This window comes from Aliamphritea spongicola (assembly GCF_017051665.1).
GTDB lineage: Bacteria > Pseudomonadota > Gammaproteobacteria > Pseudomonadales > Balneatricaceae > Amphritea > Amphritea spongicola.
This window is the reverse complement of the sequence record NZ_JAFIDL010000001.1, coordinates 230335-251565: the sequence shown is the minus strand read 5'-3', so window position 1 is coordinate 251565 and position 21231 is coordinate 230335. Positions and strand designations below refer to the sequence as shown.

The window sequence follows — 21231 nt, the reverse complement described above, 5'->3', positions numbered from 1 at the left end:
GGCAGTAAAGCCCCCTAAAATACCCGTTAATCCAATTCAGCAATTAACGATACTTTGGTCGCAGCACCCAGCGGCAAACTGCTGCAGCCAATCACTGTACGGATATGCCCGGCATGTTCACCCAACACCTGAAAAAGCAGATCCGATGCACCATTGAGTACCGCCGCATGTTCCGTAAAGGTGTCACTGGCACAGATGTAACCTTCAACCTTAACCAGAGAACGGATGCGGCGTCCGTTAAGTGCCTGATCCAGCTGGCTGAGCAGGTTGAGTGCTGACAACTGAGCCGCCTGCTGCCCCTGCTGAACACTCAGATCTGTTCCCAGAGCTCCCCGAAACATCAGCTCGCCGTCCAGCAGCGGCATCTGTCCGGAAACATAAACCAATTTGCCAACCTCGATAACAGCCCGGTAGTTACCCACTGGCTGCGGCGCAGCAGGTAACCGGTAGCCTGCCTGTTCAGTCAACTGCCGGATATTCATGCGTGGGAACCTGCTGTAATACCACCGTCCACAAACAGCGTCTGGCCGGTCACAAAATTACCGCCGGTCCCGATCAGATGCAGTACCCAGGCGATAATATCTTCCAACTGACCAAGCTTGCGCAGCGGGTGTAATCCGGCCAGTTGCTGAAGCTTTTCCTTATCCATCAGTTGATCGTACAGAGGGGTATCAATCACCGCCGGCGCAATGGTATTCACCCGGATGTTGTCTTTGGCAAACTCGATAGCCAAATGGCGCGTCAGGGTATGCATCGCACCTTTAGCAACCTGTGAGGCTGCAGCCGGCGTTACTTCGATAGGATTCTCAACCCACATGGAACCGATATTGATAATGCTGCCGCCTCCCTGATTTTGCATCGCCGGAATCACCGCCTGTGCGGTCATAAAGCTGCCCTTCACAGTTGTACCGTAATACCCGTCCAACTCATCTTCCGTTACTTCCAGGAATGGCTTGGGTACAAAGGTACCGGCATTATTAATCAGTACATCGATAGCACCGAATGCTTCCAGCGCAGTCTGCTGCAAAGCCTTACCTGTTGAGGGCTGCGAGATATCCCCGACCACTGTTCTGATCTGATCTGCATAGGCCTGATTAGCGGCTATGAAGGCTTCCAGCTTTTCTTTACTACGGGCATTGATCACCACATTGGCGCCGGCCTCCACTAATGCCTGCGCGATTGCTTTGCCCATACCGGAAGATGCTCCGGTGATGATAACCGTCTTATTGATGTGCATATGAAATTCCTCATTAAGTTGAGAAATCATATTAATAAGATTTAAAATATAGAAATAACTGTTTTTTTCTTTAAATTATATAGAAGATATCTATATGGATTTACAACAGATCAAGTACTTTCTGGCAGTCGTCGACAGCGGTACCTTCCTTGCGGCGGCCCACAATGTGCATGTCAGCCAACCGACACTTTCAGCAGGTATCCGTAAACTGGAAGAATCTCTGGATGTCACGCTGTTCAACCGCGGCAGCCGCGCGGCCACACTCACAACCGCCGGAAAACAGTTTCTGGAACCGGCCCGCCAGGCGTTTAATCAGTTACACAGTATTAAATCCCGGCTCAGGGAAGATCCACACAAAATAGTCATCGGCGTGCTGACCAACATCCATATGGATCACGTAGCGAGCATTATCCGCGCTCACCGTGCCAGCCATCCTCACGTTCTGATTGAGCTGGTCGTGGCGGACAGTCAGGCACTGAAAGATATGCTGCAACAGCAAACGGTAGACCTGATCATCGCCAACAGCAGCACGGGTGTCAGCAACTTTACACCGCTGTTTGCAGAAGAACTCTGTCTGGTAGTCCCCCGGGATCACCGGCTGGCACAGGAAAAGTCTGTCGATTTGAATGTGCTCAGTGACGAGTTGTTTATCGAACGGGTTAACTGCAGTTTCTGGCAGGATGTAAACAGGGTTTTCACCGAACAGCAGATCAGCCCACATACGGTTATGCAGTCCGACAGTGACGAATTTGTACTGTCACTGGTTGCTGCCAATCTTGGCGTGTCTGTCATTACAAACCGCCGCACTCCCTACCCGGTCGCATTTATCCCGCTAAAAGAAATCGGGATTCACCGCAGTATTGGCGTCGCTATCACCGACACAGCGCCGTCCGACCATGTGGCAACCTTTTATCAGACCCTGCTGAATCAGTATAAAAACTACCAGCCACGAAAACAGAATTAACAATTCCCCATACACAAAAAACCGGCCACCAAGGGCCGGTTTTTACTTACTTGCATGGGCGATATTGTTACAAAAACCGGTATCAGCCGTTAATTTGTTCTACCTGGTAGTCATTGATAATCAAATGATCATCTGTGTGATTTACCTGCCAGTATTCGTTAACCAGCATATTTATTGGCTGGCCATCTTCAAATCTTTCCGCAAGCAGTCTGATCCGCAGCTCAATCTGTACATCAGCGCCTTCTTTCTGAATACTCACCTGCTCTACCTGATGGACACAGCCGGGCTTAATGCTTTTCCGGATCTCTGTGTACCAGTCAAGAAACCCCTGATGGCCCTGGTATGAACCTTCAGGCATAACCCAGTGAACATCCTGTGCCAGGTGCTTAAGGAAATACTGCGGATCTTCCGGCAACTGGTCGAAAGTGGCAAACCACTGGGTAACGAAGTTTTTCAGTTGGCTGTCCCCTGAGTCCAGTCTGGCCTGAACCGTGTCAACAAGCCGCTTGCCGTGGTCTTCGGCCTGTTGCTGAACATCTTCCAGTTTGTTGTAAACTCCCGGGATGTACACCATGCGATGGCTGTATACCGGGGGCTGAAAGTTCATTCCCGCCAGATAGGCTGTCTGCTGCAAAGGCTTAATCAGTTCAGCGATTGGAAAATGGTTATACCCCTGAGGGTCATAGGCCTCCTCCGGGCCTCCGATGGTAAAAGATAACACTAAATCCTTACCTTTAAGTTTGTCGCCGTTGGCACCGTAAGCAAAATCATAGGCTAATACATCGTCCAGCCATTTCTTCAGTAAAGCCGGCACCGAATACCAGTAAAACGGGAACTGCAGAATAATCACTTCAGCCTCTAACAAAGCCTGCTGTTCAGCGGCTACATCAATACGATAATCCGGATACAGGCTGTCCAGACGGCGAATATCGGTACTTTCCAGCCCACTGTGTAACGCCTCCAGCACAACAGTATTCGCATTCGACTTTTTTAAATCAGGGTGACCTGAAATCACTACTACCCGGCTCATAAGCACTCCGTAAATCTGATTGGTTGATGGAATGCAAAAAGTTTACGCCTGCTTATAAGTATGTTTTAGTACAGCAATATCTCAATAACTGTTAGATAAAAGCTAACAATAGTATTTTCTATGAATAAAGGTTCGGCATACAACAAGCTTCATATCTTTCAGATGATTGTCCGCTCCGGCAGTATCCGTGGCGCAGCACGCCAACTGGAAATGGCCGCACCTTCTGTCAGCCTGGCACTTAAACAGCTTGAAGCACATCTGGGGCTTCCCCTGTTCAGCAGAACCACCCGACGCATAGAGCTGACCGAAGCTGGCCAGCAACTTTACGAAACAACCTGCAGCACCATGCAGGAGCTGGATTATGCGCTGGAAAGCGTGCAGGATCTTCGCCAGAAGCCCTCCGGCAAGGTAAGCATCACCCTGCCGCACTTTATGTATCAGAGTTATTTCCGTCAGATTTACCCGGAGTTCTGTCGCCGTTATCCAGATATCCAGCTGGAAATATCAGTGTCTGATGAAAGCATCAATATTCTGAACAGTGGCCATGATCTGGGCATTCGCTTTGGTAATCTTGTGGAGCCGGGCATGGTGGCTCACCAACTGATTCCTCCCGGCCTTGAGGCGCTGTTTGTGTCACCAGACTATCTGCAACGTTTTGGAAAGCCACTAACGCCTGAAGACCTCCAACAACATAAACTGGTGCAATACCGCTTCATCGCATCTAATCAGCTGGCGCCACTGGAACTGAATCATAACGGCCAGAGCATTGCCGTTAACATGCCCTGCGGACTGATCGTGAATGACACCAATGCCCTGATTGATGGTGCACTGAATGGCCTTGGAGTTGGCCGGATGTTAGTACCGCTGGTACAGGAATATCTGGATGATGGCCGCCTGATACCTGTTCTGCAGGATTACTGGCCCACCTATCCGGGTATGTATCTGTACTTTCTTCAGAACAGTCAGAAAGCCCGGCGCGTCAGGGTGCTGATTGACTTCCTGCTGGAAAAATCCCGTTCCGGTTAAGCCCTCAACTGAACCGCACTTCCAGGTATGTATCAGTGAAATACCGGGGAGTGCTGATAACTCGCACCATTCCCGACAACGTTTTCTATACAAAAAAACCGGCCACTAAGGGCCGGTTTTTCAACTTGCTTCATATCAGCCTGCAGCTCTGGCCGCCCGTGCAGCATGGAGCTTCTGATAGCTTTCAATCAGGCGCAGGTGACGGTCCAGACCTTCCAGCTTCATGCTGGTCGGGGTTAAACCGTGGAAAGTGACTTCGCCGGTTACCGAGCCCACTACGTTGTTCATTACTTCTTCACCGAACATCCGGCGCAGGTTGTACAGGTAATCATCCAGTTCCAAGTCGTCATTCAGCACGATTTCCAGCACCGCATTCATAGCCTGATAGAACAGCCCCCGTTCAACGGTATTGTCATTGTACTGCAGGAAGTTCTCCACCAGCTCACGGGCTTCTTCGTGCTGCTGCAGCGCCAGATAAATCAGGATCTTCAGCTCCAGAATGGTCAGTTGTCCCCAGACGGTATTCTCATCAAACTCAATACCGATAAAGGTTTTAATCTCTGTGTAGTTATCTTCTTCGCTCTCTTCCAGACGTTCCACCAGATCAGCCAGTTGTTCTTCATTCAACTTATGAATGTTGAGAATCTCTTCCCGGAAGTGAATCGCCTTGTTGGTGTTATCCCACACCAGATCTTCCACGGGATACACTTCGGAGTAGCCCGGCACGATGATCCGACAAGCAGATGCGCCAAAGTCATCAAAGGTCGCCACATACACTTCCTTGCCCATCTCTTCCAGAATCGCCATCAGACCGGCAGCTTCTTCTTCATTGGTGCCGGAGAAATCCCACTCACAGAATTCATACTCATTGGCCGCACTGAAGAAACGCCAGGACACCACACCGGTAGAATCAATAAAGTGCTCGACAAAGTTATTCGGCTCAGACACCGCTTCGCTGCTGAAAGTCGGCGCCGGCACATCATTCAGGCCTTCAAAGCTGCGGCCCTGCAACAGTTCTGTCAGGCTGCGCTCCAGCGCCACTTCAAAACTCGGGTGAGCACCGAAGGAAGCAAACACCCCGCCGGTGCGCGGATTCATCAGCGTCACACACATCACCGGGAACTGACCGCCCAGGGAAGCATCCTTAACAAGTACCGGGAAGCCTTGCTCTTCCAGACCGGCAATGCCCGCCTGAATACCCGGGTACTTCGCCAGTACCTCTTCAGGTACATCCGGCAGAACAATTTCGTCTTCAATGATCTGACGCTTCACCGCCCGCTCAAAAATCTCGGATAAACACTGCACCTTGGCTTCATGAATGTTGTTACCGGCACTCATGCCGTTACTCAGGAACAGATTTTCCAGCAGGTTCGAAGGAATGTACACAGTCTCTTCATCGGACTGACGCACGTAAGGTAATGCGCAGATACCCCGCTCAAAGTTACCGGAGTTAGTATCGATCAGGTTAGAACCGTGCAATTCGCCGTCCGGGTTATAAATCTCCAGACAGTAATCATCCATCAAGCCTTCAGGAATAGCATCATCTTCGGTCAGTTCAAACCACTTTTCATTCGGGTAGTGCACAAACTCGCTGTTGGCGATCTCTTCACCGAAATACTGGTCGTTATAGAAGAAGTTACAGCTGGCCCGCTCAATAAACTCACCCAGCGCCGAACACAGGGCGCTCTCTTTCGAGGCCCCTTTACCGTTGGTGAAACACATCGGAGAAGCCGCATCCCGGATATGCAGGGACCAAACATTCGGCACGATATTCCGCCAGGATGAGATTTCGATCTTCATACCCAGAGATTCCAGCATGCCGGTCATGTTCTCAATGGTTTGTTCCAGCGGTAAATCTTTACCCAGAATCCGGGTTTCATGATCCGCATCGATCCCCATGGCCATAATGGATGCATCTTCATCCAGGTTTTCGACGGTCTCAATCTTAAATTCAGGCTCCGTCTGGACCACCTTCTTCACCGTACAGCGATCGATCGAACGCAGGATACCGGCACGGTCTTTCTCAGAAATATCGTCCGGTAACTCAACCTGAATCTGGAAAATCTGGTTATAACGGTTTTCCGGATCAACAATGTTGTTTTGCGACAGACGGATATCTTCTGTCGGGATATCCCGTGCCTTACAGTACACCTTTACAAAGTACGCTGCGCACAACGCGGAAGATGCCAAAAAGTAATCAAACGGACTCGGCGCAGAACCGTCGCCTTTGTAGCGAATCGGCTGGTCTGCAGTCACAGTGAAATCATCAAACTTTGCTTCAAGTCTGAGGTTTTCTAAAAAATTAACTTTGATTTCCATGGGATAGTCTTTCCGGCGTCGGTGAATGCAATATGGGGGAGAAGTACAGGCAGATTGATACGTTTCTCAGATGGGCAGACTTTACACTGTGCATGATGCCGGAGCAATCATAGCCCCTCATTACACGACATAAACACCTGATACTCCCTTGAATCATTGCATTTCACTGCGCTAAGGTTGCAGGAGTTCGTATTCAACAGGCGCAGGAGAAAAGGATGTCAGAGAACAGTTGTGATGCACTGGAAGAAATCGCCCCGATGGTTCACCGCGGCATGCTGTTTTGTGATGGTGAACGGGAAGTGCCCTGGCTGATTTTCTGCAGCCCCGAAGGAGATACCCGCGTCTTACCCAAAGCCTTCATTGCCACCGGCAATCCCGATGAGTTTCCGACCCGGCCACTGAACAGTGCTGACCAGCTCCCCTGCCAGACATATACCCTTGAAGAAGCCATGCGCTTTGCCGGCAAAGGCACCCGTATTCAGCTGTTACCGGGGAAGTACTACCGCCCGGTCACCATCAGCAAAGACCATACCCGCAAGGATACACCACTGACCATCAGTGGCATGGGCAGCAAAACTATACTTTGCGGCACCAACCAGCCAGGGAAGATTTACCCCGACCTGCCGGATATGCAGGACTTTGCCTTTTTCAAGATAAAAGATACCGAAGGCGTCACCATCCGCAACCTGAGTGTTCAGGGCTGCTGGCCCAGCTTTCTGATCGCAGAAAACAGCCAGCATATCCGCATAGAAAAACTCCATGTGGAAGATGGCCGCTATCCGATTTTTGCGGGGCCGGGCTGCAGTGATTTCACCGTTGATAACAATTACTGGAAACAGGATCCGACACAAGCAATCTGGCAGGACATCGACTGGCTGTACACCCATCACACCCAGTACGCCTATATGAACGGTGGTTTCTTTGGCAGCCTGAATTTCACCACCGGCCTCATTTTCAGTAACAACGAAATCGAATATGCCTTTAATGGTCTGCGGATGGCCATCGACAGCGACGATGCATCAGCCTTTAACCGCAATGTGCAGGTGTACAGCAACCGCTTCAGCTACATACGGGATAACGCCATCGAACCGGAAGGCCATGCCCTGAACTGGCATATGTACCACAACCGTTTTTTTAACAACCACGCGCCCTTCTCATTTGATAATGTCAGCGGCGGCCACTGGCTGATTTACGGCAATATCGGCTGGTTTGATGATCAGCCAGGCCGGCCTTACCAAACCGGCCGTGGCGGTAAGATTTTCAAGTTCGGCAAAAAAGCTACGACCACCAAAGACAGCTACATCTTCAATAACAGTTGGTATACCCGCTCGTTTGTGATTAAGAAAAGCAACATTGACCACTTTCATCACTACAACAATGCCTACCAGTTTTGTGAGCCGCAGAGCTACGACGAACAGCCTTGCCTGTGCGTTACACGGAAAACCCTGACGAAGAAATTCCCGGAAAACGGCGAATGGCCCTGCAAGCTTTACTTTGATCATGATATTTCCACCTCCCGCTTTGGCGAGCTGTGCGAATCACATCATCAGGAAAAAGAAGGAAAGTACGACCCCGACTTTAGGTTTAAGAACCCTCAAAAAGGCAACCTCAGGCTGAAGAAGTCCAGGCAAGTTGAGGGCAAATCACTGAAAGATATATTCAGCCTTCCCTGGGTCGTCGACAAAGCCGGCAAGCAGAGTAAGCACTGTAAAGTGATTATCGGTGCATATCAGGGAGATGAGCTTGTCAAAGGCCCTGAGTTTAAAGCCTATCCGTAGTGCATGAACACTGATCTTTAACTGAGCATCCCCCTCGGATCAGGCGGATGCTTTTGCCAGTATTTTTTCAGCAACGAACAGGTCCTGAATCGCAATGCCGGAACTGTCAAAAATGGTAATGGCATCATCAGAATTTCTGCCTGTAGCCTGCCCGGTAATGACCTTGCCCATCTCAGTGAGATGAACATTACCGGCGTGCTGAAACTCCCCAATCACTTCCGATTGCGGCTGATAATCGCAAAACAGTGCAGCATTCGCATAAAGCTCTACAGGTAATTCCTGTTTCCCTGCTTTATCGGCGCCCATTGCAGATATATGCGTACCCGGCTGCACCCAGTCTGCCTGAAATAATGGCTCGGTAGCGGTTGTTGCCGTCACGATGATATCAGCCTGTTCACACCCTTCACGGGCACTGCCAGCTTCGGCGTTAACCCCTTGTTTTATCAGTTTTTCAGTAAACTTTTGTACCTTATTTTCACTTCTTCCGACGACGATTACCCGGCTGAGATTCCGTACCTGTGCAACCGCCAGCACTTCGTACTCAGCCTGATGGCCGGTACCAAAGACCGTCAGGACCGAAGCGTTCTTTCGGGCCAGATAATCAACCGCGACAGCATCGGCAGCTGCCGTGCGATAAGCGTTAACCTTTGTTGCAGCAACGGCCGCCACCAGCTCACCGGTTTCAGGGCTGAGTAAAAATACGGTAGAGCCATGGCAAGGTATATTTTTCGCCTGATTACCGGGCCAGTAGGAACCGGTTTTCCAGCCAACCAGTGACGGCGTAGATGCAGATTTCAGAGAAAACACCGAGCCCGCTTGCGGACCGGATGCATTCACCACCGGAAATAGTTCAGCCTGATCGCCGATGGCGGCCACAAAAGCTTCCTTCACGGCTTGATACGCCAACTCATGTGAAATCAACTGTGCTGTTTGTGCTTCGCTTAAATACATCATTTCACCACCCCTGAATCCGGTTCCATACTTCATGGGTTTCAGCCTGCGTATCAAAAACATGGTACTGGCTGTGCATTGCAGCTGTCGCGCAGGCATGGTTCGGCAAAATATTCAGCCGGGAGCCAACAGGAAAATTCTCCGGCTCCAGTGTCCGGCCATTTGTCATGGTGATAATGCCGTGTTCCTGATTGACCGTACTAACCTGCATCCCTTCCAGCAACTGACCGGCTTCGTCGCTTACCAGACCATAACCGCAGTCATGTGGTTGTTTAGCCGTCCCCCTGTCTCCGGATAATGCCATCCAGCCCGCGTCCACAAACACCCAGCCTTTTTCATGATTATGACCAATAACTGTAGCCACAACCGTTGCTGCTATCTGATTCAGATCGCAGATACCAATGCCGGTCATAACCAGGTCAAAAAAACCGTATACGCCAGCCCTGACTTCCGTGACCCCTTGCAGATTTTCATAGTGGTGCGCGGTGGGCGTGGAGCCTGTACTGACAATCTCACACGGGATGTTCGCTGCCTGTAATCGCGTCACGGCCTCCAGCACAGCACGGACTTCGTTTGCTGCCGCTTCCCGCAAAGTCTCAGTGGTTAAGCAATGGTAAGACTCGCCGGCATGGGCTAAGACCCCTTTAAAGTCCGCTGCGCCGCTATGCAGTGCTTGTGCAATTTCAATCAGTTTCGGATCTTTCGGCCGCACACCACCACGATGCCCGTCACAGTCAACCTCCAGTAATACCGGTACTGAACAGTGATTCTCTTCGCAGAACCGGTTCACCTGTTCCGCCTGTTCAGGGGTATCCGCCAGTACCCGGATATTCTGGCCCCGGTTGAGCAATTTTTTTATCCTCGGCAGTTTTGCTGCAGAAATACCCACGGCATAAATAACATCGGTATAGCCTGCGTCCATTAACGCTTCGGCTTCTTTAACCGTCGAGACCGTGATCGGGGATGACTTATCCGTCAACAAATACTGTAAAGCCTCTGCGGCCCTCACTGTTTTAAAGTGCGGCCTTAAACTGGCCCCAAGCGCTTCAGTTCTGGTACGCAGATGGTCCAGATTCTTCAGAAACGTCTGCTTATTTACACAAAGAAAGGGCGTATCCAAATGCTGATAAGTGTCTGACTGTGTTGCGTTGAGGTGGCTGATATTGAGCATGATCACGTTCCTGCAGATCAGTTGAATATGTAATCCTCAGTATCTAAAAACCATATTTAGCTGTACATTAATCTTTACTAACAAACTAATTAACACACAACCTAATGATTACCACTGAAGATCTGCGCTTCATCATGAATATCGCCAGCCACAGAACGCTGGCTGACGCCGCCAGAGCACTGAACATTACCCCTCCTTCGGTGACGCAGCGAATTCAGCATATCGAGAAAAAACTGTCTGTTACTCTGATTCAGCGCCCATCCAGAACGGTCAGTCTGACGGAAGAAGGCCAGCTGCTGCTGGATAAAGGTATGTCAATTCTGCAGGAACTGGATGAACTCCGGGACCAGCTCGACGAACGCAAACAGGAAGTACGGGGAAAATTAAGAATTCTGGCGCCGTTAGGCTTTGGTAATGACCATATCGCCCCACTCCTTGGCGAATACAAACAGCAGTATCCGCAACTGGATATAGAACTGGAGCTCTCCGACAACCCTAACTGGGCCAGCCACCATAAATGGGACATCATTATTTATATCGGCGCGTTAAATGACTCATCCTTAAAGATGGTCACCCTGCGGGCTAATCAGCGTTTTCTCTGTGCCTCTCCACAATACATTGAGGCAATGGGCTGCCCCGAAACACCACGGGATCTGATCAGACACCAGTGCATTGCACTGCGGGAAAACAATGAAGACGTCACCCTGTGGCAATTTACCCACCGGGAATCCGGTAAAGAAACAACGGTCCGGGTAACACCCACCCTCGCCTGCAATGAAGGCCGGGTTATTAAGGACTGGGCGCTGTCCGGTTTAGGCATCATTATGCGCTCTGAGTGGGATGTTCAGCCGCAACTGGACAGTGGCGAACTGATGCGCCTACTGCCCGATTACAGTCTGCCGGATGCAAACATTGTGGCCCTGCTCAGCACCCCGGAAACCAAACGCTCAGCACGGGTGGCAGGTTTTCTGTCTTTACTGAAAGATCGGTTAGCAATATCTGTTTGAATTCTGAAAAATCAGGGCCGGTAATTGATGCTGCAGCATCACTTCAGCACTCAGGTACGACAAGAAAAGCACACAGAATACAAACCCGACCCTGAGTTGCATTTTTTTAACACTTTTCGTTGGAATGAGTGGGCCGCAACACGGTATACTACGCCCATTGATATAGCCAAGGTATGGCATCATTCTGACTGGCAGGAAAGTCAGTCTTTCCGGAATCTGCCAGAATGCCCAGAATTGCGCAATATCCTTTGTTTATCTCCCTGCTGACACTGCTGTTCCTGGCAGTCGTAACCGGTATCACCAGTTACGCCATCAATAATATCGAACAGGCCACCAAGCAACAGATCCGTACCTCCCTGAAAACGGTTCTGCAAACCACCGTTACGACGTATCAGGTCTGGATTCAGTACCGTAAAAGAGACGTTAAGGAACTGGCAACAACCCCTGCTATCGTTAACCTGACGACAGAACTCCTCGAAGGTAACACTGAAGAACAGTCACTGGCACTGACCCGTATGCGTGAGTATCTGGCACCCAAGCTGCACAAAGAAAATGATCTGGGATTCTTTGTTATTTCTCCTGCCCGTCTGAACATCGGTTCCATGCGTGACAATAATCTGGACAGTCTGAACCTGATTCACATGCAAAGACCCGGCTACCTGAACCGGGCTTTTAACGGTGAAACACTGTTTATCCCAACCCTGTTCTCAGATGTGCCGCTGTCAGGCAGAGCCGCCAATGACAAGCAACGCTCCCTGACTATCTTTGTGGTTTCTCCTATCAGGCAGGGAGACGAAATCATTGCAGTACTGGCCCTGCGGATTAATCTGAACACGTTGTTTAACCATGTCTCCGGCCTGGCCCGTCTGGGGGATACCGGCGAGACCTATGCCTTCGATGAACGGGGCATGATGATCACCGAAAGCCGCTTTGAACATCAGTTACGTAAAAAGAACCTGATCAGCCCGGACAGCAACAGCATTCTGAATATCCGGATAACTGACCCCGGCGGGAATCTGCTGGAAGGCCATGTACCGGATATGCCACCGCGGCAACAGCCCCTGACCTTAATGGCCGCGCAGGCTACCCGTGGAATATCCGGCATTAATGTGGATGGCTACCGGGATTACCGCGGCGTCCCTGTATTCGGAGCCTGGCTGTGGGATCACGACCTGGGCTTTGGAATCACCACAGAAATAGACGTTGAGGAAGGCCTGACATCTTACTATCAAACCCGTCAGACCGTACTCGGAGTACTGAGCCTCATCACACTCATGGCTTTACTGCTGTTGGTCTATATTATTCGCAGCCAGCAGGCGAAAAAACGCTACTTAGAGCAGTCCAAGGACATACTGGAACAGTTGGTTGAACAGCGCACCGCTGAACTGGATGCCACCCGGAAACAACTGGAATCAGCCAATCGCGAACTGGAAATACAGGCCACCACAGACAGTCTGACCCAACTGGCAAACCGCCGCAGCTTTGATGCTCACCTGCAAGGTGAATGGCTGCAATGCAGCCGGGACAAGAAACCACTGGCGATTCTGCTGATCGACATTGATCACTTTAAGGAATATAACGACCATTATGGCCACCTACAGGGAGACGAATGTCTGCGCCACGTTGCTCAGGCCCTGCAGGATGCCGGTGTTCTGCGCCGGCCGGGTGATCTCATCGCCCGTTATGGCGGGGAAGAATTTGCCATCATTCTTTCAGCCCCCAGCTGCACCTATGTCAGCCAGACGGCCGAACGCTTGCGTGAACATATCTCTGCGCTGGAAATAACCCATCAGGCCTCGGCTGTGCCTGAAAAGATCCTTACCATCAGCGTTGGCTATGCCGTCAGCCGGCACTTAAAGCAGATATCCCCTGAAGTATTGTTTGATCAGGCTGATCAGGCGTTGTACCGGGCCAAGTCACGGGGCCGCAATCAGATCAGTGGAACCGGCGACTGCAGCGAGTGTCAGGAAGCAGAAGAAAGATCAGCAAGCTGACACTGCCGGTAGACCGGCAAAAGAAACTGAACTGCCATTGTACAAAGCATATTGCCAGCGCCGGTGAATTCAGTAACATGCTGTTAAGACAATCATCACAACTAACTGGAATTTATATGAAAATTTTGGGAGCGGTAGTCGCCGTCTGTCTGGCACTGTTTTTATTCTATCAGGCGCACGATATGCCTGGCCTGAGCCTTGAACGCCTCGGTTACATCGCCGGCGCAATTATTCTGATCGTTGTATCCATCATCGTTTTTGTACCGCCAAGAGAAGATCAGTAACCGGAACCGGCTAACATCCAACAGCTAACATTGCTGGCCGAAATACCTCTCACCTTCAGCCAGCAAGCGTAAACCGGTTCCCTTCACCGGTCGGTCATAATCACTCTGCAGCAGTATTTCCATAGGCGATGCGGTAGAACAGCGCGACACCGCCGGCACCACCCACAATATTCCCCAGTAACACCGGGAAAATATTATTCAGCACAGCGCTGAAACTGATATCCGCACCGGACAGGATACCTGCCGGAATCATGTACATATTCGCGACCGAATGCTCCATGCCCATGGCCACAAAGCCGGTAATCGGCCAGACAATCGCCATGATCATGCCGGAAGTGGTCCGTGCAGAAACAGTCATCCAGACCGCCAGACACACCAGAGCATTACACAAAACCCCCCGGCAAAATGCCTCAACCCAGGTAAGTGATGTTTTCCCGATCGCCACCTGCATCGCCCGTTCGGCAACATCCCCCTTAAACAAACCGGCCCAGTAGACCAGCGCCAGAATCACCATGCTGCCGATCAGATTCCCAAGCAGCACAATTGACCAGTTACGCAACAGCTTAGCGAGGCTGACTTTTCCGTCCACCACCGCCATGACGATCATCGTGTTACCGGTAAATAACTCAGCACCGGATACCACAACCAGTATCAGCCCCAGCGAAAACGCCAGTCCTCCGAGCAGTACAATCGGTGGATACAAAACATCCAGACCGGAGGTAGTTTTTGTATAAAAAAGTGCCCCGAAACCGATAAAAATGCCCGCCAGAATCGACAGGGTAATTAGCGGAACAAGTGCCATTTCGGCCTTAGCAATGCCGGTAAGGCGAATGCGGCGGGTAATTTCTGCGGGTTTATGTGCATCCATTCCCGTAGGTGCTAACTCAGACAATAGTGTTTCTCCAATAACGCCCTTCAGCAGGTAAATATGCTGCAAAGGCAGTCTGCTCAGGTATAAGTCCTGAAAATCAAATACAGCAGAGGCATTCCAGAAACGGGGCACAAAGTAACCGAAACACAATTCTGCCAACAGAGAGAATGAGCATCATTCTCACTCGCATTATAAAGTAGTAGCACGGAAAATAAACGCTATTATCTGCGACGAAAACAGAACTGATCCCGCCATAAGCTTCAGATTTAACTGATCTTTTATCAGTTCTTTCAGAAAACTGAGTCGCTCAGGTAAATCAGTGATCAGAACAGGCTCAACTGATCGTTTCAGAACATTAACATCACCATCAAAAACAACCTGAGCAACACAGCAAAAGGACGATTTCTATTTACCTGAAACTGGCCGGTGCGGGCATGAGTGGCTTTTCTCAATAGCAGATTAAACAAATGTTATATTATAACATAATTATCATGCTATGATCTCTTGCAAGCTAAACTCACACAGGCCAGACACCTCATAAAATGACAACACTGATTAAAAACGCACGCATCGTTAACGAAGGAGAAGTACGCGAAGCCGACCTGCGGATTGACGGTCAGCGGATTGACCTGATCGGAAAAGACATCCCCGCCCGTCCGAGTGAAACCATCATAGATGCGCAGGGCCGCTGGCTTTTACCGGGCATGATTGATGATCAGGTTCATTTCCGTGAACCCGGACTCACCCACAAAGGAAGCATTGCCAGTGAATCACGGGCTGCTGTCGCCGGTGGCATTACAAGCTATATGGAAATGCCCAACGTAAACCCAGCCACGACCACCCAAAGTGCCATTCGGGAAAAAAGCCTGATTGCCCGGCAGCATTCATTTGCAAACTACGCATTCTATCTGGGTGCAACGGAAGATAATCTGGATGAAATCAAAGCGCTGGACCCAACAACGTCTTGCGGCGTAAAAGTATTCATGGGGGCATCCACAGGAAACCTTCTGGTTGAAAACCCGGTTGCGCTGGAAGCTATTTTCCGGGAATGCCCGGTGTTAATCGCTACCCATTGTGAAAGTGGCCCGGTGATTGCGGATAACTTAAAAAAGTTTCCTCCGGGCTATGAAGCAACGATTCAGGATCATCCGGTAATCCGTGATGCACAAGCCTGCTATGCATCCTCTTCTTATGCTGTTGAGCTTGCCAAAAAATACAACAGCCAGCTCCACGTGCTGCACATCACCACTGAAAAAGAACTCAGCCTGTTTAGCCCGGGACCTGTCCATCAAAAACAGATTACTGCTGAAGCCTGCGTGCACCATCTGTGGTTCAGCGATCAGGATTATGAGTCACGAGGCAATCTGATTAAATGCAACCCGGCGGTCAAAACAACACAGGACCGCAATGCACTGATTCACGCCTTGCATACCGGCCAGATCGACATCATTGCCACCGATCACGCCCCGCACACCCTGGCGGAAAAACAACAGCCCTACCCGCAAGCTCCGGCAGGTTTACCACTGGTACAGCACGCGCTGCTCAGCCTGCTGGAACACGTACAGCAGAACCGTTTGTCCGTCGAACAGGTTGTTGAGAAAGTCGCTCATAACCCGGCAATACGCTACCGGGTTGCAGAACGGGGCTATATCCGCGAAGGCTATTATGCGGATCTGGTACTGGTCGACCCGCAACAGAACACATCGGTTTCACACCGCAATTCCCTGTATCACTGCCAGTGGACACCCTTTGATGGCACTACCTTCTCATCCCGGATCTGCGGCACCTGGGTGAATGGCCAGCAAGTATTTGACGGAAATCAGGTGCTTCCTCTGAGCAACAGTGCAATGCCACTGCAGTTTTCAGACGCGGCTAACCTGCACAAGACTTATTAACTTTTGGAATACCGGTAAGGCCTGAACAGAATCATACAAACATGCCCCTGATTCCTACAGGCCTTACAAACATCGGCCGGATGACAGCCAAAAACCGGATCAAACCACACTGACACGCTTCAAAAAAAGACTAAGACCTGACAATGACAAACCTTAACACCACTGTATCTGTAACCCTTCCGGATGAATCGGTCCGCCACTTTCCTGGCCCGGTAACCGTTATGGAGATCGCTGAAAGCATCGGCCCCGGCCTTGCCAAAAACACCCTGGTAGGTGAAGTCAACGGTCAGCTTTACGATACCTGCGACCTGATTACCGCTGACGCCCGGGTACGCATTATTACCCCTAAAGATTCGGAAGGTCAGGCAATTATCCGGCACTCATGTGCCCACATGCTTGGGCAGGCTGTTAAACAACTTTTTCCAACCGCAAAAATGGTCATTGGCCCTGTCATAGACAACGGCTTTTACTATGACATCAGTGCCGAGCGCCCGTTTACACCGGCCGATCTGGAAGCAATTGAGCAGCGGATGAAAGCGCTGATCGACACTAATTACCCAGTTAAAAAAGAAATCGTGCCACGGGATGAAGCCATAAAAGTCTTCTCCGCCCGGGAAGAAAGTTACAAAGTTCAGCTCATTGAAGACATGCCGGATGTGCCGTCGATGGCGCTCTACCATCATCAGGAATATATCGACATGTGCCGCGGCCCGCATGTCCCGAACACCCGCTTTCTGAAGCATTTTAAACTGACAAAAATATCCGGTGCTTACTGGCGGGGAGACGCCAATAATGAGCAGTTGCAAAGGATTTATGGCATCGCCTGGGAAGATAAAAAAGCCCTGCAGGCTTACCTGACCATGATGGAAGAAGCCGAAAAACGTGACCACCGCCGCCTGGGGAAAGCACTGGATCTGTTCCACTTTTCTGATGCCGCTCCCGGTGCTGTTTTCTGGCACCCCAAAGGCTGGACACTGTTTCAGCAACTGCTTGGCTATATGCGAGACCAGCAACAGAACGAGGGCTACGAGGAAGTTAATACCCCGGATCTGATGGACCGTAACCTGTGGGAAAAGTCCGGCCACTGGCAAAACTACCGGGACCACATGTATACCAACACAACCCCGGACGGCCGCACCATGGCCCTCAAACCCATGAGCTGTCCCGGCAGTGTACTGATGTATGATCACGGTCTGAAAAGCTACCGGGACCTGCCAATACGCATGGCTGAATTCGGTAAAGTACACCGCTATGAACCCTCCGGTGCGTTACATGGCCTGCTCCGGGTACGCCACTTTACCCAGGACGATGCACACATTTACTGCACGCTGAATCAGGTACAGGAAGAATGCATCAAAGTGATTGAACTGGTGCTGTCCATCTACCGGGATTTTGGCTTTGATGATGTGCACATCAAACTTTCCACCCGGCCGGATAACCGCATTGGCGATGATGCCACCTGGGATACCCTGGAATCTGCGCTGATCACATCATTGCAAAGCCTGTCGCTACCCTACGCTCTGAATGAAGGTGAAGGTGCATTCTACGGACCTAAACTGGAATTCACCCTACGGGACTCCATTGGCCGCGACTGGCAATGCGGCACCCTTCAGGTAGATATGAACCTGCCGGAGCGTTTCGGACTTTCGTACATTGACGAACAGGGTGAACAGCAAACCCCGGTCATGCTGCACCGGGCACTGTTTGGCTCGCTGGAACGCTTTACCGGCATTCTGATTGAACACTACGCCGGCAAACTGCCTGCCTGGCTGGCACCGGTGCAAGTTGCTGTATTGCCGATATCTGATAAATCAAACACCTATGCAGAAGAGGTGTATCAAACCTTCAGGCAGGCAGGACTGCGAACAGAATTTGATGCCGGCCGGGAAAAGATCGGTCATAAGATCCGTCAGCATACGCTCAGCAAAGTGCCATTTATGGTGGTTATCGGTGCACAGGAAAGCGAAACAAAGCGGATCAGTTTACGGCTGTTAAACGGTGAAAACATCACGGATCTGACGCTTGAAGAAGCAACAGAATTCCTGAAAAACGCGGCCACCCGCCCCACTCAAAACACCCGGCAAAAATGCTAACCGCAAACTATAAGTAAACAGACAGGTCCTTTCCGTCACAACATAGCACACGCGACAGGAAGCACACAGGCAGCCATTTATAAACCCCGGCACCGTAAGTGGTGCCAGCAGGCAAACCGGACATAACCCATTTACCATCAGGAGTGAACATGCTCAGAAAATGCCCCGCAGGCTATTACCCGGACGTATCAGAAAAAGCCTTCATCGACCCGACCGCCATCATCTGTGGCCGGGTAACTATTCAGGACAATGTTTTTGTCGGCCCCTATGCAGTGATACGTGCAGATGAAGTGGATGAAGACGGCAATATGCAGCCGATCATCATTCAGGAAGGCTCGAACATTCAGGACGGCGTGGTCATCCATTCCAAAGGCGGTGCCGCCGTTACCATTGGTGCCCGCACATCCATTGCGCACCGCTCCATCGTGCATGGTCCGTGCAGCGTAGGTGACGATGTATTCATCGGTTTTAACAGCGTCGTATTCCGCACCCATATCGGTAATGGCAGTGTCATCCGGCATAACTGCGTGATCGACGGCCTGGATCTGCCCGAAGCTTTCCACGTTCCGCCAGTCACTGCGATCGGGCCTGATTTCGATCTGAATACAATCGATAAAGTCCCGCCGGAATACTCTTCGTTTTCGGAATCAGTGGTATCCGCGAACCATGCGCTGGTAGAGGGGTATAAAACCCTGGCTAACGAACTGTAAGCTGCTATATCCGGATTCTGGCATCCATTTACCCGGTGCATTCAAAGGTAAAAGCCATCCGGACATATCAGACACAAAAACCACGACTGCTCCCAAACAATGCCTTGAACTCAGCTGCAATTGCAGGGAGTTCAGGGCAATTCAGGACAGACAAAAACGGTAAGACCAGGCTGCTACCACCCATGCCAGACTAACAGCCCAAATCCCTGGAGATGGAAAAACTGAATCAGCCTCTGCGGGCCACCAGCAAACCGACACCGGCGCTGGCCAGCATGGCAGAACAGCCACGATTAAACAGCTTTCTTTTTTGGGGTGCAGAAAACCACTTTCGCAGATAGACACCAAAGCAAGCGTAAGCTGCGATTGCTATCCATTCCAGCACCAGAAAAGCACTGCCCAGAATAAAAAACTGAAAGCCTATCTGCCCGTCAGGATTGATAAATTGCGGCAAAAACGCGGTAAAAATCAGAATAGCTTTAGGATTACCCGCCGCCAGTAAAAATTCTTGTCGGGCAAGGCTCAAAATACCTTTACTGTCTGCAGAGATCTGCTCATCAGCACCTGACGTATCTGCTACCCAAAGCTTATAAGCCAGCCAGAACAGATAACAGGCACCCGCAACCTTGATGGTAAAGAAAATCTTTTCAGATGCATAAAGAATCACAGCCAGACCGGATGCCGCCAGCATAATCATGCCGGCAAACGCCGTCAGCCTGCCTAAGCCTGCTGCCACGGCTACTTTCAGCCCGTAACGCTTGGCATTACTCATGGAGAGAAGGTTGTTTGGCCCCGGAGACATGTTTAAAGCAAAACATGCCGGTATAAAGATTAAAAAAGCTATGAAATCCATCATCACATCCCTGCAGAACGGGTATAAAGCCAACAATGATAAGCGGCCTGAAACAGCATTCCCAGTTTATTCTCACCCGCTATTTTCAGCCAGCAACGCACCATCAGGCAAAACGTTCCGGGTCCTTTTCTGTCTTACTGGTGTAGCTGCCTCAGCGCTTCATTCACTACCTGCCTTTCTACTTCAGCAACCAGTTGCGAAGAAACATCCCAGGCCTTCCAGTAAAGGTCGACATAAACGGGCTCTCTACTCAAGTAAACCAATTCATCTCCCTGATACTCTTCAATAATTTGCCGGGGTACGATTCCCCAGCCAACACCTTTCAGAACAGCTTTCAGTTGCTCACGGGAATCCGGAATGAAGTGCTTCTTTATACCCTCAGGTGAGCCGTCTAACCTTTTAAAAAACTGTTCATCCAAATGATCATCATGATCAAACAGAATAAGCGGTACGGTACTGAGACTCCGAACACTGACCTTCTCCGCCAGACTATTTGAATACACCTCTCTGGAACAAACCACAAAGTACTCCAACGCCCCCAGCCGGCGCACTTTACACCCCGGTACAGGATTATCCAGTGCGGTAATTGCTGCAATCACATTGCCACTTTTTAACACCTGATTGGTCGACACCTTATCCGTGGTTTTAATATCAATCAGTACCCCGTCTAAACCGGTCGCGATATTACTGGCTGCTTCTGAAAACCAGCAGGTCAGAGAGTCATGATTCACAGCAACCGGCAGTGTTTGCACCTCTGAATGATCATTGCCAGCGATCACCGCCATGGCTTCATCCTGCAGTAACTTTATCTTCCGTGCTAACTGCATGATGTTCTCGCCTTCACCGGTCAGTTGCAGCGGATTGCTGCGGATTAAAACCGGTTTTCCGATGTAGTTTTCCAGACTTTTGATTCGCTGGGAAACCGCCCCCGTGGTGACGTGCAGAACTTTTGCTGCAGCCTCGAAACTGCCCTCATCGAAAATGGCAATGAGTGTCACAAGCTCACGATGATCAAACATGACGTTTTGCCCCCGGCCGTTACATCTTTAGC

The 21231-nt window shown here is 50.5% G+C and carries 18 protein-coding genes; 9 read left to right on the top strand and 9 right to left on the bottom strand.

The window, feature by feature from the left end; translation table 11 throughout:
* Positions 1-26: 26 nt before the first annotated feature.
* Both JYB63_RS01225 and JYB63_RS01220 read right to left on the bottom strand, forming a co-directional pair.
* Positions 27-482, bottom strand: a complete 456-nt coding sequence (locus JYB63_RS01225) for a RidA family protein (RefSeq protein WP_205655923.1) — start codon at positions 480-482, stop codon at positions 27-29.
* On the bottom strand, positions 479-1237 hold the full coding sequence (locus JYB63_RS01220; RefSeq protein ID WP_205655922.1) for an SDR family NAD(P)-dependent oxidoreductase: 759 nt from the start codon (positions 1235-1237) through the stop codon (positions 479-481). The genes JYB63_RS01225 and JYB63_RS01220 overlap by 4 nt, the downstream gene beginning before the upstream one ends.
* Positions 1238-1331: 94 nt before the next feature.
* Between JYB63_RS01220 and JYB63_RS01215 the strand changes: the two genes are divergently transcribed.
* Positions 1332-2201 carry a LysR family transcriptional regulator gene (locus JYB63_RS01215; RefSeq protein ID WP_205655921.1) on the top strand — a complete coding sequence of 290 codons (870 nt, stop codon included), beginning with the start codon at positions 1332-1334 and terminating at the stop codon, positions 2199-2201.
* Positions 2202-2283: 82 nt separating this feature from the next.
* On the opposite strand, the gene JYB63_RS01210 is transcribed toward JYB63_RS01215, so the two are convergent.
* Positions 2284-3231 (bottom strand): NAD(P)H-dependent oxidoreductase, encoded by a 948-nt coding sequence (locus JYB63_RS01210; RefSeq protein WP_205655920.1) that lies wholly within the window; start codon positions 3229-3231, stop codon positions 2284-2286.
* Between the two features lie 120 nt (positions 3232-3351).
* Between JYB63_RS01210 and JYB63_RS01205 the strand changes: the two genes are divergently transcribed.
* On the top strand, positions 3352-4257 hold the full coding sequence (locus tag JYB63_RS01205; protein WP_205655919.1) for a LysR family transcriptional regulator: 906 nt from the start codon (positions 3352-3354) through the stop codon (positions 4255-4257).
* Between the two features lie 135 nt (positions 4258-4392).
* Here JYB63_RS01205 and JYB63_RS01200 read toward each other — a convergent pair whose 3' ends face one another.
* Entirely contained in the window at positions 4393-6576 is a 2184-nt protein-coding gene (locus JYB63_RS01200; protein WP_205655918.1) for an OsmC domain/YcaO domain-containing protein, read from the bottom strand.
* Positions 6577-6791: 215 nt separating this feature from the next.
* On the opposite strand from JYB63_RS01200, the gene JYB63_RS01195 reads away from it, so the two are divergent.
* The gene (locus tag JYB63_RS01195; protein WP_205655917.1) at positions 6792-8354 is read left to right on the top strand and encodes a right-handed parallel beta-helix repeat-containing protein; all 1563 of its coding nucleotides are present in this window, start codon (positions 6792-6794) and stop codon (positions 8352-8354) included.
* A 39-nt stretch (positions 8355-8393) separates the two neighbouring features.
* Here the strand turns inward: JYB63_RS01195 and JYB63_RS01190 are convergent, their stop codons facing one another.
* Together JYB63_RS01190 and JYB63_RS01185 are read right to left on the bottom strand one after the other, a co-directional pair.
* A complete protein-coding gene (locus JYB63_RS01190; protein WP_205655916.1) occupies positions 8394-9308 on the bottom strand; it encodes an ornithine cyclodeaminase family protein in 915 nt (304 codons plus the stop codon).
* Between the two features lies 1 nt (position 9309).
* Positions 9310-10476, bottom strand: coding sequence for a DSD1 family PLP-dependent enzyme (locus JYB63_RS01185; RefSeq protein ID WP_205655915.1), 1167 nt, complete (start codon positions 10474-10476; stop codon positions 9310-9312).
* 104 nt (positions 10477-10580) lie between these two features.
* Here JYB63_RS01185 and JYB63_RS01180 point away from each other — a divergent pair, with 104 nt between their 5' ends.
* The 3 genes from JYB63_RS01180 to JYB63_RS01170 all read left to right on the top strand — a co-directional run bounded on the left by JYB63_RS01180 (position 10581) and on the right by JYB63_RS01170 (position 13761).
* Complete coding sequence (locus JYB63_RS01180; protein ID WP_205655914.1) at positions 10581-11483, top strand: LysR substrate-binding domain-containing protein; 903 nt, start codon at positions 10581-10583, stop codon at positions 11481-11483.
* A gap of 224 nt (positions 11484-11707) precedes the next feature.
* A complete protein-coding gene (locus JYB63_RS01175) occupies positions 11708-13477 on the top strand; it encodes a sensor domain-containing diguanylate cyclase (RefSeq protein WP_205655913.1) in 1770 nt (589 codons plus the stop codon).
* 116 nt (positions 13478-13593) lie between these two features.
* Positions 13594-13761 (top strand): hypothetical protein, encoded by a 168-nt coding sequence (locus JYB63_RS01170; protein ID WP_205655912.1) that lies wholly within the window; start codon positions 13594-13596, stop codon positions 13759-13761.
* A 100-nt stretch (positions 13762-13861) separates the two neighbouring features.
* On the opposite strand, the gene JYB63_RS01165 is transcribed toward JYB63_RS01170, so the two are convergent.
* On the bottom strand, positions 13862-14653 hold the full coding sequence (locus JYB63_RS01165; protein ID WP_205655911.1) for a formate/nitrite transporter family protein: 792 nt from the start codon (positions 14651-14653) through the stop codon (positions 13862-13864).
* A gap of 521 nt (positions 14654-15174) precedes the next feature.
* On the opposite strand from JYB63_RS01165, the gene JYB63_RS01160 reads away from it, so the two are divergent.
* The 3 genes from JYB63_RS01160 (at position 15175) to JYB63_RS01150 (ending at position 19330) form a co-directional block, all read left to right on the top strand.
* Positions 15175-16527: a dihydroorotase gene (locus JYB63_RS01160; RefSeq protein ID WP_205655910.1), complete on the top strand. Its 1353-nt coding sequence runs from the start codon at positions 15175-15177 to the stop codon at positions 16525-16527.
* A gap of 143 nt (positions 16528-16670) precedes the next feature.
* Entirely contained in the window at positions 16671-18620 is a 1950-nt protein-coding gene (gene thrS, locus JYB63_RS01155) for a threonine--tRNA ligase (protein ID WP_205655909.1), read from the top strand.
* 149 nt (positions 18621-18769) lie between these two features.
* Complete coding sequence (locus JYB63_RS01150; protein ID WP_205655908.1) at positions 18770-19330, top strand: LbetaH domain-containing protein; 561 nt, start codon at positions 18770-18772, stop codon at positions 19328-19330.
* 226 nt (positions 19331-19556) lie between these two features.
* Here JYB63_RS01150 and JYB63_RS01145 read toward each other — a convergent pair whose 3' ends face one another.
* Together JYB63_RS01145 and JYB63_RS01140 are read right to left on the bottom strand one after the other, a co-directional pair.
* The gene (locus tag JYB63_RS01145; protein ID WP_205656986.1) at positions 19557-20180 is read right to left on the bottom strand and encodes a LysE family translocator; all 624 of its coding nucleotides are present in this window, start codon (positions 20178-20180) and stop codon (positions 19557-19559) included.
* 134 nt (positions 20181-20314) lie between these two features.
* On the bottom strand, positions 20315-21199 hold the full coding sequence (locus JYB63_RS01140; protein ID WP_205655907.1) for an ArgP/LysG family DNA-binding transcriptional regulator: 885 nt from the start codon (positions 21197-21199) through the stop codon (positions 20315-20317).
* Positions 21200-21231 lie beyond the last annotated feature (32 nt).

Coding starts and splice junctions, on each gene's coding strand:
- thrS (WP_205655909.1), top strand. CDS start 16,671: ATGACAAACCTTAACACCACTGTATCTGTAACCCTTCCGGATGAATCG.
- JYB63_RS01200 (WP_205655918.1), bottom strand. CDS start 6,576: ATGGAAATCAAAGTTAATTTTTTAGAAAACCTCAGACTTGAAGCAAAG.
- JYB63_RS01175 (WP_205655913.1), top strand. CDS start 11,708: ATGCCCAGAATTGCGCAATATCCTTTGTTTATCTCCCTGCTGACACTG.
- JYB63_RS01205 (WP_205655919.1), top strand. CDS start 3,352: ATGAATAAAGGTTCGGCATACAACAAGCTTCATATCTTTCAGATGATT.
- JYB63_RS01210 (WP_205655920.1), bottom strand. CDS start 3,231: ATGAGCCGGGTAGTAGTGATTTCAGGTCACCCTGATTTAAAAAAGTCG.
- JYB63_RS01160 (WP_205655910.1), top strand. CDS start 15,175: ATGACAACACTGATTAAAAACGCACGCATCGTTAACGAAGGAGAAGTA.
- JYB63_RS01185 (WP_205655915.1), bottom strand. CDS start 10,476: ATGCTCAATATCAGCCACCTCAACGCAACACAGTCAGACACTTATCAG.
- JYB63_RS01150 (WP_205655908.1), top strand. CDS start 18,770: ATGCTCAGAAAATGCCCCGCAGGCTATTACCCGGACGTATCAGAAAAA.
- JYB63_RS01180 (WP_205655914.1), top strand. CDS start 10,581: ATGATTACCACTGAAGATCTGCGCTTCATCATGAATATCGCCAGCCAC.
- JYB63_RS01195 (WP_205655917.1), top strand. CDS start 6,792: ATGTCAGAGAACAGTTGTGATGCACTGGAAGAAATCGCCCCGATGGTT.
- JYB63_RS01215 (WP_205655921.1), top strand. CDS start 1,332: ATGGATTTACAACAGATCAAGTACTTTCTGGCAGTCGTCGACAGCGGT.
- JYB63_RS01140 (WP_205655907.1), bottom strand. CDS start 21,199: ATGTTTGATCATCGTGAGCTTGTGACACTCATTGCCATTTTCGATGAG.
- JYB63_RS01220 (WP_205655922.1), bottom strand. CDS start 1,237: ATGCACATCAATAAGACGGTTATCATCACCGGAGCATCTTCCGGTATG.
- JYB63_RS01170 (WP_205655912.1), top strand. CDS start 13,594: ATGAAAATTTTGGGAGCGGTAGTCGCCGTCTGTCTGGCACTGTTTTTA.
- JYB63_RS01225 (WP_205655923.1), bottom strand. CDS start 482: ATGAATATCCGGCAGTTGACTGAACAGGCAGGCTACCGGTTACCTGCT.
- JYB63_RS01145 (WP_205656986.1), bottom strand. CDS start 20,180: ATGGATTTCATAGCTTTTTTAATCTTTATACCGGCATGTTTTGCTTTA.
- JYB63_RS01190 (WP_205655916.1), bottom strand. CDS start 9,308: ATGATGTATTTAAGCGAAGCACAAACAGCACAGTTGATTTCACATGAG.